The following is a 13,439-nucleotide window of genomic DNA, read 5'->3' on the forward strand; positions in this document are numbered from 1 at the left end:
AGCAAGGCTTGCGGCCGCAGTCTCTGGGACAGCGCTTTCTCTCAGCGCGACGGGAGACCGCAATGCCGCTCGGCGACGAATCCCTCGATCTGCTCGCCTCGGCCGGATGCGCGGGGTGCCGCGGCCCGTTCGGCGTCGAACTCACCATGGCGTTCCAGCCGATCGTCGACGTCACCGACGGATCGATCTTCGCCTATGAGGCGCTGGTGCGGGGCGTCGACGGTTCGGGGGCCGGCGCCGTGATGTCGAAGGTCACGCATGACAACCGCTTCGCCTTCGACCAGCTCTGCCGCCGCCGCGCCGTCGAACTCGCCGCCCGTCTGGGCATGACCACGCGCGTCAGCATCAACTTCATGCCGAACGCGGTCTATCAGCCGGAGCTCTGCCTCGGCACGACGCTTGCGGCCGCCCGCCGCTCGAACTTCCCGATCGACCGCATCATGTTCGAGGTCACCGAGGGCGAGCGCGTCGAGGACCGGCCGCACCTCGTCAACATCCTGAACGAATACAAGCGGCAGGGATTCACCACCGCGATCGACGATTTCGGCGCCGGCCATTCGGGCCTCAACCTACTGGCCGAGTTCCAGCCGGACGTCGTGAAGCTCGATATGGACCTCGTCCGGGGCATCGACACGAGCCGGGCGAGGCAGGCCATCGTCAACTGCGTGACGCGGCTCGCTTACGCCCTCGACATCGCGGTCGTGGCCGAAGGGGTGGAGACCCGCGACGAGCTCGCCGCCCTCCGCCGGCTCGGGATCAAGCTGATCCAGGGCTACCTGCTCGCAAAGCCGGCGTTCGAGGCCCTGCCCGCCATCGACGCCGCCGCGCTCAAGACGCGCCGGCGCGCTGCAGCCTGAGACGTCGCCGGAGCCGTTCTTGAAACTTCGCCTCAGGCGAACTTCGCGCCCTTCTCCAGCCCCGCGGCCTTGGCGTACTCGCCGGCCGGCGCCTTTTTGTCGCCCTCGGCCTGCACGCGCGTGACCTTGAACCTCCCGTCGGCGCAGACGACCTGGAAGCCGTCGTCCTCGACGACGACGATCTCGCCGAGTTTGCCGCCAATCTCCTTCGGGGTCTTGGCGGGGAGGGGGGTCGCGTCGAAGATCTTGAGCGTCTGGCCGTTCAGCGTCGTCCAGGCGCCGGGGGCGGGGTTGCAGCCGCGGATCAGCCGGTCGATCTGCTCCCAAGGCTTGCCCCAGTCGATCTTGGCGTTTCCAGCGCGGCAGAGGCCCTCATAGGTGGCCTTGTCCTCGTCCTGTTTGATCCTGGGAGCCTTGCCGGCCTTCACGAGGTCGACGGACTCCAGCATCGCCTCGACGCCCATCGGAAACAGCCGGTCGAAATACACCGAGCCCAGCGTGTCTTTCGGACCGATCTCAGTGGTCTTCTGGAGGAGCACATCGCCGGTGTCGAGGCCGTCGTCGGGCCAGAAGATCGACAGCCCGGTCTCTGTCTCGCCCTTGATGATCGGCCAGTTGATCGCGGAGGCTCCGCGATAGGCGGGCAGCAGGGACGGATGATACTGGATCGAGCCGTGGGTCGGGATGTTGAGGAAGGCCGAGGGCACGAACAGCGTCACGAAGGCCATGACCTGCAGGTCCGGCTTCAGCGCCCGGAATTCCTCATGGACCGCCTCGTCCTTGTAGGAGGACGGCTGGCGCACCTCGAGGCCGGCGGCGAGCGCCGCCTCCTTCAGGGGATCGGCCTTCTGGCCCTCCTTCTCGGGCGCGACATAGACGGCGACGACTTCTTCGCCGCGGGCGAGCAGCGCCTCGAGCACCGCCTTGCCGAAGGCCTGCTGTCCATGGACCACGATGCGCATGAGGCGTCTCCCTGTCGTTAGAAGTCTTCTTTAATGAAATGGCCCCGCCGTCCTGCGACGGCGGGGCCGATGCGTCAACCGCAGGCTGGAATCACTCGGCCGCGAGCTTGCTCACCTGGCCGACCGCGCCCGAATTCTCGATCTCGGCGACTTCGTTGTCGTTGTAGCCGAGCACGTCCTTGAGGATCTCAGCCGTGTGCTCGCCCAGCAGCGGCGAACGCGTGACCTCGGTCTTCGAGTTCGACAGCTTGATCGGGTTGCCGACTGACAGATACTTGCCGCGGGTCGGATGATCGACCTCGACGACGGTGCCGGTCGCGCGCAGCGACTCGTCCTCGGCGATCTCTTTCATCGACAGGATCGGACCGCAGGGGATGTCGTACTCGTTGAGGATGTCCATGGCCTCGAACTTGTCGTGCTTCATGGTCCACGCCTCGATGCGCGTGAAGATCTCGTTCAGGTGCGGCAGCCGCGCCTTCGGCGTGGCGTAGCCCGGATCGGTCTTCCAGCCCGGTTCGCCGATGATGTCGCAGATCGGCTCCCAGACCGCGGCCTGGGTGATGAAGTAGATGTAGGCGTTGGGATCGTGCTCCCAGCCCTTGCACTTCAGGATGCGGCCGGGCTGGCCGCCGCCCGAGTCGTTGCCGGCGCGCGGAGTGGCGTCGCCGAACGCGATCCCCTCGCCGAACTGGCTGTACTCCTTGAGCGGGCCGTGGGCGAGGCGCTGCTGGTCGCGCAGCTTGACGCGGCAGAGGTTCAGCACGCCGTCCTGCATGGCGCAGTCGACCCGCTGGCCTTCGCCCGAATGGGTGCGGTGGTAGAGCGCCGTGACGATGCCGAGCGCGAGATGCAGGCCGGTGCCCGAATCGCCGATCTGGGCGCCCGTCACCATCGGCAGATCGTCGCGCCAGCCGGTGGTCGAGGCCGAGCCGCCGGCGCATTGCGCGACGTTCTCATAGACCTTGCAGTCCTGGTAGCGGCCGGGGCCGAAGCCCTTCACCGAGGCCACGATCAGCTTCGGGTTCGCCTCGTGCAGCTTCTCCCAGGAGAAGCCCATGCGGGCGAGCGCGCCGGGCGCGAAGTTCTCGACCAGCACGTCGCACTCCTTGACCAGCCGCCAGAGCACTTCCTTGCCCTTCGGGTTCTTGGTGTCGATCGTGATCGAGCGCTTGTTGTGGTTCAGCATCGTGAAATAGAGGCTGTCCACGTCGGGGATGTCCTGCAGCTGCTGGCGCGTCGCGTCGCCGGCGCCGGGGCGCTCGACCTTGATGACGTCCGCGCCGAACCAGGCGAGCAGCTGGGTGCAGGTCGGGCCCGACTGGACATGGGTGAAGTCCAGGATGCGGACGCCTTCGAGAGCCTTCTCGGCCATTTGGGTTTCCTCCCTTGAGGTCGGGGTGCGGCGCGCCGCTCCTGTCCGCGACCCGATAAAAAAGACGATGGCGGCGCGCCGCAAGGGCGCGCCGCCGACGCGTTCAAATCACTTGTACATCGTCTGGTTCTTGGTGCCCGGCGCGTACTCGTTCGGGTCGACCCAGATGTTGACCACGGCCGACTTGCCGGTCTTGGCGATCGCCTCGCGGGCGCGCAGCAGAGCCGGCTGGATCTCGGAGGCCTCGCGCACCTCCTCGCCATGGTTGCCGAGCATGTGGGCGAACTTCGAGAACTCGACGTCGCCGAGCTTGTTGGCGATGTCGCCGCGCTCCTCGCCATACTTGGCGAGCTGGCCGTAGCGGATCTGGTTCATGGCCGAGTTGTTGCCGATGACGGCGAGATACGGCGCGTTGAACCGGTCGCAGGTCTCCATGTCGAAGGCGGTCATCGAGAACGCGCCGTCGCCGTAGTAGCAGAGCACTTCCTTCTCCGGGTTCGCGACCTTGGCCGCGAGCGCGAAGCCGGTGCCGACGCCGAGAGAGCCGAGCGCGCCCGGATCCATCCACTGGCCGGGATTGCGCGGACGCACCGCCTGGGCCGAGATCGTCACGACGTCGCCGCCGTCGCCGATATAGACCGTGTTGTCGGCCAGGAACTCGTTGAGCTCGTAGGCGACGCGGTAGGGGTGGATCGGGCTCTGGTCCGACTTCAGCAGCGGCAGAACCTTGTCATAGGCGACCTTCTCGGCCTCCTGGAGCTGCTTCATCCACTCCTGGCGCTTCTGGCGCTTGTCGTTCTTGAGGCGGCCGGACGCGGCCTCGAGCACGGCCTTGAGCACCGCGCCGGGATCGCCCGCGATGCCGAGATCCACGTCACGGTTCTTGCCGACCATGTTGTAGCCCTGATCGATCTGCACGAGGCAGGGCACGTTGATGCGCTTGCCGTAGCCCATGCGGAAGTCGAACGGCGTGCCGACGATGACCACCACATCCGCTTTCGCGAAGGCGAGCGAGCGGGTGCGGTCGAAGTGGTGCGGGTCGCCGGGCGGCAGCAGGCCGCGCGAGGCGCCGTTGAAGTAGCCCGGGACGTCGAGGCCGCGGAGCAGGGCGATCGCGTCCTCATGGCCGCGCGACGACCAGACCTGCTGGCCGAGCAGGATAGCGGGGCGCTCGGCGTTGACCAGGATGTCGGCGAGCTTCTCGATGTCGGCCGGATCGCCGATCGACTTGACCGAGGCGCGGTAGTGGCCGGGCTTCGGCAGCACCGCCTTGTCGAGCGCGATCTCGCGGTCGAGCACGTCGCGCGGGATCTCGAGATAGGACGGGCCGTAGGCGCCGGCGAAGGATTCGCGGGCCGCCATCGAGACCATGTCGGCGATGCGCTCGGTCGACATGACGGTCGAGGCGAACTTGGTGATCGGCTTCATCATGTCGACATGCGGCAGGTCCTGCAGGCCCTGCTGCTTCCACTGGACGAGCGCCGACTGGCCGCCGATGTGCAGCACCGGGCTCTCGGAGCGGAACGCGGTCGCGATGCCGGTCACCGCGTTGGTGCAGCCGGGACCGGCGGTCGTGACGACGCAGCCGAGCTTGCCGGTCTGGCGGGCGTAGCCGTCGGCGGCGTGGGCCGCGACCTGCTCGTGGCGGACGTCGATGATGCGGATGCCCTCGTCGATGCAGCCGTCATAGATGTCGATGATGTGGCCGCCGCACAGCGTGAAGATCGTGTCGACGCCCTCGGCCTTGAGCGCCTTGGCGACCAGATGGCCGCCCGAGATGACGCTGCCGTCCTTGGTCTTGCGGGCGAGGGTGTCTTCGGCAGTTGAGACGGCAGGCTTGACCGCGACGTTCATGGCGATTTCCTCCAGTGTTCTCGTTTCGGCTTTTTACGGTCAGTCGATCGCGACGAAGCGGTCGACATGCTCGCGAAGCTTGAGCGTGTGTTCGCGCACAAGACGCTCGGCTCTTTCGCCGTTTCTCGCCTCAAGCGCCTCGACGATGTCCTTGTGATCGACGATCGACCTGCGGGCGCGGTCGCGCTCGAAGATCGTGCGCCGCCGGATCGCGCGGACATGAGTGAACAATCCGTTGGCCATGTCGGCGATCATCTTGCAGCGCGACAGCGCGATGATCGCCTGATGGAAACGGATGTTGACGTCGGAATATTCGAACATGTGCGAACCGACGTCGCCGGCGCTGAAACCGTCGACGAGTTCGTGGAGCGCGGCGATCTCCTCGTCGGCGGCGACCTCGACCGCGAGCCGCGCCGCCATGCTCTCGAGCGCGGCCCAGACCGCGATCATCTCCAGCATCTCGGCCTTGGTCTTGCGGGCGATGTAGATTCCCCGACGCGGCACGATCCGCACGAGACCTTCCTGCTCGAGCTGAGCCAGCGCCTCCCGGAGCGGCGTGCGGCTGACGCCGAACCGCAGAGACAAAGCGCGCTCGTCAAGTCGGAGCTGCGCCTCGTCGTCATAGATGTTCATGCCCGCGATCGCGCTCTTCAGCGCCTCGTAGGCGCGCGCCTTCAGGCTCGGCGCCTCGTCGATCGGCCTAATGTCTAAATCGGCGTTCGCCATGATATGCCTTACGCCAGACTGGCGGGCCGTTTTCGGCCTCCGTGGTTCTTGGCATACCATACATCCAGCCAATAACCCGACGCAACAGGCGATTTTGGGCCCTTTTTGTTGCTGCAGTGCAACATAAAAAAGGCATATTGCATACCAGCTGCGCTCGGCTTAGCCTGTCGGGCAAAAGCGGCCAGGATCGGACTCGAATGTCCGGCCGAAAGACCGTCACAATGGGTGGAGGAACGCGTGGAGGACTTCAGCTCCCTTATGGGCGGCTTCGCCGTCGCCATCTCGGGATACAACATCCTGCTGATGGTCGTCGGCATCCTGCTCGGCGTCATCATCGGCGTGCTGCCAGGTCTCGGCGGCGCGAACGGCGTCGCGATTCTTCTCCCGCTCACCTTCGGCATGGATCCGACCTCCGCGATCATCATGCTGACGAGCATCTACTGGGGCGCGCTGTTCGGCGGGGCGATCACCTCAATCCTGTTCAACATCCCGGGCGAACCGTGGTCGGTGGCCACCACCTTTGACGGCCACCCGATGGCGCAGAAAGGCAAGGCCGACGAGGCCCTGGTCGGCGCCTTCACTTCGTCCTTCGTCGGCGCGATCTTCGCCGTCGTCCTGATCACCTTCCTGGCGCCGGTGATCGCGAAATTCGCGCTGAGGTTCGGCCCGGCGGAATTCTTCGCGGTCCAGTTCCTGACTTTCGCGAGCTTCCTCGGCATGGGTCGAGGCTCGGCGATGAAGACGCTGGCCTCGATGTGCCTGGGCTTCGCGCTCGCCTCCGTCGGCCTCGACGGCGTCACCGGGACGCTGCGCCTGACCTTCGGCTATGACGAGCTGCTGAACGGCTTCAAGTTCCTCGTCGCGGTCATCGGGCTGTTCGGCATCGGCGAGATTCTATCGTCGATGGAGGAGGGGCTCGCCTTCCGCGGCGCCGCCGCGAAGCTCAAGATGGACGCCGTGATCCGGACCTGGCGGCAGTTGCCGCGGATGGCCGTCACCTTCTTGCGCAGCTGCATCGTCGGCTCCTGGATGGGCATCACGCCCGGCGGCGCCACCCCGGCCTCGTTCATGGGCTACGGCCTCGCGAAGCGGTTCTCGCGGAACGGCCGGAACTTCGGCAAGGGCGAGCTCGAGGGCGTCGTCGCGCCCGAGACGGCCGCGCACGCCGCCGGCACCGCGGCGATGCTTCCGATGCTAACGCTCGGCATTCCCGGGTCGCCGACCGCGGCGGTGCTGCTCGGCGGCCTGCTGATCTGGGGCCTGCAGCCCGGACCGCTGCTCTTCGTCGAGCAGAAGGAGTTCGTCTGGGGTCTGATCGCCTCAATGTATATGGGCAACGTGGTCGGCCTCGTGATCGTGCTGACATGCGTGCCGCTGTTCGCCGCGATCCTGCGGGTGCCGTTCTCGATCATCGCGCCCGCCATTGTCGTGGTCTGCGCGATCGGCGCCTACACCGTGAACAACTCGATGTTCGACGTGTGGATGATGCTGGTGTTCGGCGTGATGGGCTACCTGTTCACGAAGCTCGGCTATCCGCTGCCGCCTCTGGTGCTGGCGCTGGTGCTCGGCGATCAGGCTGAAAGCTCGTTCCGTCAGGCCATGCTCACGTCGCAGGGCGACGTGACGGTGTTCTGGCACAACTGGCTGTCGGGCGGCATCATGACGCTCGGCGTGATCCTCGCCCTGTGGCCGCTGGTCTCCATGCTGCTGGGCAAGAAAGAAGGCGACGACAAGGTCACGACCACCGCCTAAGTGCTGCATCGCAACCGATGCCGTTCCGGGTGAAATCAACAAGCCGCGAAAACAGCGGCGATTCTGGGAGGACTGCGCATGCTTGCTAAGACACTGAGGTCAACCGCGCTCAAGCTCGGCGCAGCCTGCGCTCTGATGGCCGGACTGGTTCCCGGCGTCGCCAACGCCTGGGAGCCGACCAAGGCCGTCACTTTCATCATCCCGGCGGGCACCGGCGGCGGCGCCGACCAGATGGCGCGCTTCATCCAGGGCGTGATCCAGAAGAACAACCTGATGGACAAGCCCGTCGTCGTCATCAACAAGGGCGGCGGCGCAGGCGCCGAAGGCTTCATCGAGATGAAGGCGTCGAAAGCCGATCCCCACAAGATCATCATCACGCTTTCGAACCTGTTCACGACCCCGCTCGGCACTGGCGCGCCCTTCAACTGGAAGGACATGAAGCCGGTTTCGATGCTCGCGCTCGACCAATTCGTCCTGTGGACCAACGCCGAGAAGAACTATCCCGACGCCAAGGCCTATGTCGACGCGGTGAAGGCCGCGCCGGACCGGCAGTTCAAGATGGGCGGCACCGGCTCCAAGCAGGAAGACCAGATCATCACCGCCGCGATCGAGAAGCAGCTCGACGGCAAGCACTTCACCTATGTGCCCTATGACGGCGGCGGCAAGGTCGCGGTCCAACTGGTCGGCGGCCACGTCGATTCGAGCGTCAACAACCCGATCGAGGCGGTCGCGCAGTGGCGCGGCAAGCAACTGAAGCCGCTCTGCATCTTTGACTCGAAGCGCTCGACCTACACCGACAAGGTGACGGACGACATGGCGTGGAGCGACATCCCGACCTGCATGGAGTCTGGTCTCCCGGTCGAGTACCAGATGCTGCGCGGCATCTTCACGACCTCGGGCGCGACCGACGAGCAGGTCCAGTTCTATGTCGATCTGTTCAAGAAAGTCCGCGAGACCGAGGACTGGAAGGAGTTCATGAAGAAGGGCGCCTTCAACCAGACCACGATGTCCGGGCCCGAGTTCGAGAAGTGGCTGACCGCCGCCGAGGCCAAGCACAAGGAGCTCATGCAGGGCGCCGGCTTCCTGGCCGCGAGCCAGTGAGCCCGGCCTGACCTTGGGCTGAACAAGCGATCCGCGGAGGCGACAAGAACGTCATGAGCGACATCACCGAACCGACCCCCGAAGAACGTGATGAGCCGGCGCTCGTGAGCATGAGGACGGCCGACATCGTGGTCGCCTGCCTGTTCCTCGTCGCCTCCGCGATCGTGATCTCCGACAGCATCCGTCTCGGCTTCCACTGGAAGCCGAACGAAGGCCCCGCGCCGGGCTATTTCCCGTTCTACATCGCAGTCGCGATGGCGATCGCCAGCGCGATCAACCTCGCCCGCGCCGTGATCTCGAAATCCGAGGCCGACGAGACGCTCACCACCAGGACCGGCGTGTTCCGCATGTCGGCGATCTTCGTCCCGGCGGTGATCTATGTCCTCGCGACAAGCTATATCGGGATCTATGTCGCGTCCGCGATCTACATCGCGGCCTTCATGTATTTCTTCGGCAAGTTCGCCATCTGGAAGGCGCTCGCCGTAGCGCTCACGATCTCCTTCGTGAGCTTCATGATGTTCGAAGTGTGGTTCCTCGTTCCGCTCCCCAAGGGGCCGGTCGAGGCCGCTTTCGGCTTCTGATCCGACGGCTCTTCTGAGCCGCCCCGGGCCGTCGACGACAAGCCGGCGACCGCTGACATCGTAAACAGTGCCAGGAGGCGTTTCATGGGAACGCTCAGCGACGGCGCGCGCCCGGAGGCGCGCGTCAGCGACACCTATCGCTGGATGCAGCTCGCCATCGGCGTGATCTGCATGGTGATGATCGCGAACCTGCAATATGGCTGGACGTTCTTCGTCCCCGACATCCAGGAGAAATTCGGCTGGGATCGCGCGTCGATCCAATGGGCGTTCACGCTGTTCGTGCTGTTCGAGACCTGGCTGGTGCCGATCGAGGGCTGGGCCGTGGACGAATACGGCCCCCGGGTCGTGGTGATCTTCGGCGGGCTGATGTGCGGCGTCGGCTGGGTGATCAACGGGATCGCAAGCTCGCTGCCGATGCTCTACACCGGCCAGGTGATCGCCGGCGTCGGCGCGGGCGCGGTCTACGGCACATGCGTCGCGAGCGCGCTCAAATGGTTTCCTGACAAGCGCGGCCTCGCGGCCGGCATCACGGCGGCCGGCTTCGGCGCGGGCTCCGCGCTCACCGTCGCGCCGATCCAAGCCACGATCGCAAGCGCCGGATACCAATCGGCGTTCATCTATTTCGGCGTCGGGCAGGCGGCGATCATCATGCTGATGTCGCTGTTCCTGGTTTCGCCGAAAGCCGGCCAGACTCCGGCTCCGACGGTCTCGGCCAAAATCGTGCAGACCCGGCGGGACTACAGCCCGCGCGCGGTGCTCAAGCATCCGATCTTCTGGCTGATGTACTTCATGTTCGTGATCGTCGGCGCCGGCGGCCTGATGGTCACCGCGAACCTGAAGCCGATCGCCGCCGACCTCCACATCGACAAGGTCTCGGTCACGCTGATCGGGCTGACGATGACCACCGTGACCTTCGCGGCCACGATCGACCGCATCCTGAACGGCCTGACGCGACCCTTCTTTGGATGGATCTCCGACCGCATCGGCCGCGAGAACACGATGTTCATCGCCTTCGGGATCGAGGGCGTCGGCATCTACATGCTCTATCTCTGGGGCCACGACCCGATCTGGTTCGTGATCCTGTCGGGCCTCGTGTTCTTCGCCTGGGGCGAGATCTACTCGCTGTTCCCCTCGACCTGCACCGACACCTTCGGCGCCAAGTTCGCCGGCGCCAACGCCGGCCTGCTCTACACGGCCAAGGGCACCGCCGCGCTGCTGGTGCCGTTCGCCAACATGCTTCAGTCGTCGAGCGGCTCCTGGGACGGCGTCTTCCTGATCGCCGCCGGCGCCAACATCCTGGCCTCGCTGCTCGCGATCTTCGTGCTGAAGCCCTGGCGCCGCAGCGTCGTGGCCAACGCCCGCATCGAACACCGCGGCGCGCCCGTCGGCGCGCCCGCCGAGTGACCTCGCGCGGGCCGGGACGCCTCGTCCCGGCCCGCTGCTCCCGACGCCGGATCCGCTCCGGCGCGCATTCCAAGTAATCGACGGGCCGATACCGGTCGGGCCGAAGCATTTCTGCGTCCAACGGCTGCGTCGACGAGATCCGGAAAGATTTCTTGCCGAAACAGCCGAGCGGCCTTGACAGCGCCCTGAACTGGTATGCCAAATGCCAATGCAAGGGCCGAGATACGATCCGGCGCGCCGCCGTCATGCGCTGCGCCTGCCGGAGGTCCGACGAAAAGCGCCCGCAAGGAGGGACCGCCCATGACCGTGACCCAATTCGCCGCTTCCGCGCCCTCCCGGCGCGCCGACAATGAAAGCGCAGCCGTCCGCAAGGTGCTGGACGGCGTCCGCGCCGACGGCCGCACGGCGCTGACCGCGCCCGAAGCCAAGATCGTCTGCGACGCCTACGGCATTCCGCTGCCCAAGGAGGGCCTCGCGACCTCGGCCGAGCAGGCCTCGCGCCTCGCCTCGTCGATCGGCTACCCGGTGGTGATGAAGATCGTCTCCGCCGACATCCTGCATAAGACCGACGCCGGCGGCGTCATCGTGGGCGTCAAGTCCGACGGAGACGCCCGTTCGGCCTATGACACGATCCTCGCCAACGCCAGGCGCTACAAGGCCGACGCCAAGATCGAGGGCGTCCAGATCCAGCAGATGCTGCCCTCCGGCGCGATCGAGACGCTGGTCGGCGCGATCACCGATCCCTCCTTCGGCAAGCTGATCGCCTTCGGCCTCGGCGGCGTGCTGGTCGAGGTGCTGAAGGACCTGACCTTCCGCCTCGCGCCGGTCAGCCACGAACAGGCGCTCGGCATGCTTTCCTCCATCAAGGCCCAGGAGATGCTGGACGGCGTGCGCGGCTCCGCGGCCGTCAATCGCGAGGCGCTCGCCGACATCCTGGTCAACGTCTCGGCGCTGCTCGAGGATTTCCCCGAGATCGAGGAGCTCGACCTCAACCCGGTGTTCGCGACCGACAAATTCGCGACCGCGGTCGACGCCCGGATCGTCTGCAATTTCGAGGCGCGCAAGGAGCGTTATCGCCCCGACCAGGGCGCGATCGTCACGGCGATGAACCGCATCTTCCACCCGAAGGCGGTCGCAGTGATCGGCGCCTCCAACGAGGCCGGCAAGATCGGCAACTCGGTGATGAAGAACCTGATCAATGGCGGCTACAAGGGCGTCATTGTCCCGGTGCACCCCAAGGCAGAAGAGATCGAGGGCACCAAGGCCTACAAGTCCGTGCTCGACTATGACGGCGAGGTCGACGTCGCGGTGTTCGCGGTGCCGGCGAAGTTCTGCGTCGGCGCGATGGACGAGGTCGGCCGCAAGGGCATTCCCGGCGCGGTGATGATCCCGTCGGGCTTCGCCGAGACCGACAACCAGCCGCTGCAGGACGAGCTGCTCGAGACCGCCCGCAAGCACGACGTCCGGATCATGGGTCCGAACATCTACGGCTTCTACTACACGCCGGAAAACCTCTGCGCGACCTTCTGCACGGCGTTCAACGTCAAGGGCAAGGCGGCGCTGTCGTCGCAGTCCGGCGGCGTCGGCATGTCGATCATCGGCTTCGCCCGCTCGACCAAGATGGGCGTCTCCTCGATCGTCGGCCTCGGCAACAAATCCGACATCGACGAGGACGATCTGCTCACCTTTTTCGAGCAGGACCCGAACACCGACCTGATCGCGATGCATTGCGAGGACCTGAAGGACGGCCGCTCCTTCGCCGAGGTCGCGAGCCGCGTCTCGAAGAAAAAGCCCGTCATCATGCTGAAGGCCGGCCGCACGGCCTATGGCGCGAAGGCTGCGGCGAGCCACACCGGCGCGCTCGCGGGCAACGACAAGATCTATGACGACGTGCTGAAGGCCTCGGGCGTGATCCGCGCGCCGTCGCTGCGCGGCATGCTGGAGATGGCCCGCGGCGTGCAGGTCCTGCCGGCGCCGAAGGGCGAGAACGTGCTGATCATCACGGGCGCCGGCGGTTCGGGCGTGCTGCTGTCCGACGCCTGCTTCGACAACGGGCTGACGCTGATGAAGATGCCCGAGGATCTGGACGCGGCATTCCGCAAATTCATCCCGCCCTTCGGCGCAGCCGGCAATCCGGTCGATATCACCGGCGGCGAGCCGCCCGTGACCTATCAGAACACGGTCCGGCTCGGGCTCGAGGACGACCGCATCCACGCGCTGATCCTCGGCTACTGGCACACGATCGTGACGCCGCCGTTGGTGTTCGCCGACAAGATGATCGAGGTCGTGACCGAGGCGCGCGCCAAGGGCGTCGACAAGCCGATCGTCGCGTCGCTGGTCGGTGACGTCGAGGTCGAGGCGGCCTGCGAGAAGCTCTACGACCACGGCGTCGTGGCCTACCCCTACACGACCGAGACGCCGGTCGAGGTGCTGGGCGCGAAGTACAAGTGGGCCCGCGCGGCCGGCCTCATCAAGGGCTGACCGCCGGCCGACGCCGAGCTTCCCCTCGTCCGCCGATCCCGGACGCCGCCTTCCCGACAATCGGGCGGCGTCCGCGAGGGTCCGCCGCTCTCCCGGGCGGACGCGCGGCAGCCGCCGCGCCGGACGAGGGGTCTTTTCGGCTCGCTGTAAGAACAGAAACGTCTTGAGGAACGTCCGCCGATGAACATCCACGAATATCAGGCGAAGGCATTGCTTCGCGACTACGGCGCCCCGGTGCCGAACGGTTTTCCGATCTTCGAGGCCGGGGAGGCCGAGAATGCGGCGAACGCGCTTGGCGGCCCTGTGTGGGTTGTGAAGTCACAGATTCATGCGGGGGGCCGCGGCAAGG

Annotated in this window: 11 protein-coding genes; 7 read left to right on the forward strand and 4 right to left on the reverse strand. The window is 66.1% G+C overall.

The annotated features are described in order from the left end of the window. Positions 1-62 precede the first annotated feature (62 nt). The gene (locus tag EK403_RS03815) at positions 63-857 is read left to right on the forward strand and encodes an EAL domain-containing protein (protein ID WP_428979569.1); all 795 of its coding nucleotides are present in this window, start codon (positions 63-65) and stop codon (positions 855-857) included. 32 nt (positions 858-889) lie between these two features. Here EK403_RS03815 and EK403_RS03820 read toward each other — a convergent pair whose 3' ends face one another. From EK403_RS03820 to EK403_RS03835, 4 genes are all read right to left on the reverse strand, one after another. Further along, positions 890-1,819 (reverse strand): methionyl-tRNA formyltransferase, encoded by a 930-nt coding sequence (locus EK403_RS03820; protein WP_128776169.1) that lies wholly within the window; start codon positions 1,817-1,819, stop codon positions 890-892. A gap of 91 nt (positions 1,820-1,910) precedes the next feature. Next, the gene (gene frc / locus EK403_RS03825) at positions 1,911-3,191 is read right to left on the reverse strand and encodes a formyl-CoA transferase (protein WP_128776170.1); all 1,281 of its coding nucleotides are present in this window, start codon (positions 3,189-3,191) and stop codon (positions 1,911-1,913) included. Positions 3,192-3,299: 108 nt separating this feature from the next. After that, positions 3,300-5,045 (reverse strand): thiamine pyrophosphate-binding protein, encoded by a 1,746-nt coding sequence (locus tag EK403_RS03830; RefSeq protein ID WP_128776171.1) that lies wholly within the window; start codon positions 5,043-5,045, stop codon positions 3,300-3,302. Between the two features lie 39 nt (positions 5,046-5,084). Next, positions 5,085-5,771: a GntR family transcriptional regulator gene (locus tag EK403_RS03835; RefSeq protein ID WP_128776172.1), complete on the reverse strand. Its 687-nt coding sequence runs from the start codon at positions 5,769-5,771 to the stop codon at positions 5,085-5,087. A gap of 237 nt (positions 5,772-6,008) precedes the next feature. On the opposite strand from EK403_RS03835, the gene EK403_RS03840 reads away from it, so the two are divergent. The 6 genes from EK403_RS03840 to EK403_RS03865 all read left to right on the forward strand — a co-directional run. Continuing rightward, positions 6,009-7,523: a tripartite tricarboxylate transporter permease gene (locus tag EK403_RS03840; RefSeq protein WP_128776173.1), complete on the forward strand. Its 1,515-nt coding sequence runs from the start codon at positions 6,009-6,011 to the stop codon at positions 7,521-7,523. Between the two features lie 78 nt (positions 7,524-7,601). Then, positions 7,602-8,624: a Bug family tripartite tricarboxylate transporter substrate binding protein gene (locus EK403_RS03845; RefSeq protein ID WP_128776174.1), complete on the forward strand. Its 1,023-nt coding sequence runs from the start codon at positions 7,602-7,604 to the stop codon at positions 8,622-8,624. Positions 8,625-8,677: 53 nt separating this feature from the next. Further along, positions 8,678-9,205, forward strand: a complete 528-nt coding sequence (locus EK403_RS03850; protein WP_128776175.1) for a tripartite tricarboxylate transporter TctB family protein — start codon at positions 8,678-8,680, stop codon at positions 9,203-9,205. An 84-nt stretch (positions 9,206-9,289) separates the two neighbouring features. Continuing rightward, the gene (gene oxlT, locus EK403_RS03855; protein WP_128776176.1) at positions 9,290-10,609 is read left to right on the forward strand and encodes an oxalate/formate MFS antiporter; all 1,320 of its coding nucleotides are present in this window, start codon (positions 9,290-9,292) and stop codon (positions 10,607-10,609) included. A 300-nt stretch (positions 10,610-10,909) separates the two neighbouring features. Then, a complete protein-coding gene (locus tag EK403_RS03860; RefSeq protein ID WP_128776177.1) occupies positions 10,910-13,090 on the forward strand; it encodes an acetate--CoA ligase family protein in 2,181 nt (726 codons plus the stop codon). Between the two features lie 180 nt (positions 13,091-13,270). Continuing rightward, a partial coding sequence (locus EK403_RS03865; protein ID WP_342633766.1) for an ATP-grasp domain-containing protein occupies positions 13,271-13,439 on the forward strand: 169 nt, incomplete at its 3' end.

This window comes from Hansschlegelia zhihuaiae (genome assembly GCF_004103825.1).
Taxonomy (GTDB): Bacteria; Pseudomonadota; Alphaproteobacteria; order Rhizobiales; family Methylopilaceae; genus Methylopila; species Methylopila zhihuaiae.

Bases quoted from the DNA above. Each gene is read 5' to 3' on its own strand.
- EK403_RS03815 (WP_428979569.1), top strand. From the start codon at position 63: ATGCCGCTCGGCGACGAATCCCTCGATCTGCTCGCCTCGGCCGGATGC.
- EK403_RS03820 (WP_128776169.1), bottom strand. From the start codon at position 1,819: ATGCGCATCGTGGTCCATGGACAGCAGGCCTTCGGCAAGGCGGTGCTC.
- frc (WP_128776170.1), bottom strand. From the start codon at position 3,191: ATGGCCGAGAAGGCTCTCGAAGGCGTCCGCATCCTGGACTTCACCCAT.
- EK403_RS03830 (WP_128776171.1), bottom strand. From the start codon at position 5,045: ATGAACGTCGCGGTCAAGCCTGCCGTCTCAACTGCCGAAGACACCCTC.
- EK403_RS03835 (WP_128776172.1), bottom strand. From the start codon at position 5,771: ATGGCGAACGCCGATTTAGACATTAGGCCGATCGACGAGGCGCCGAGC.
- EK403_RS03845 (WP_128776174.1), top strand. From the start codon at position 7,602: ATGCTTGCTAAGACACTGAGGTCAACCGCGCTCAAGCTCGGCGCAGCC.
- EK403_RS03850 (WP_128776175.1), top strand. From the start codon at position 8,678: ATGAGCGACATCACCGAACCGACCCCCGAAGAACGTGATGAGCCGGCG.
- oxlT (WP_128776176.1), top strand. From the start codon at position 9,290: ATGGGAACGCTCAGCGACGGCGCGCGCCCGGAGGCGCGCGTCAGCGAC.
- EK403_RS03860 (WP_128776177.1), top strand. From the start codon at position 10,910: ATGACCGTGACCCAATTCGCCGCTTCCGCGCCCTCCCGGCGCGCCGAC.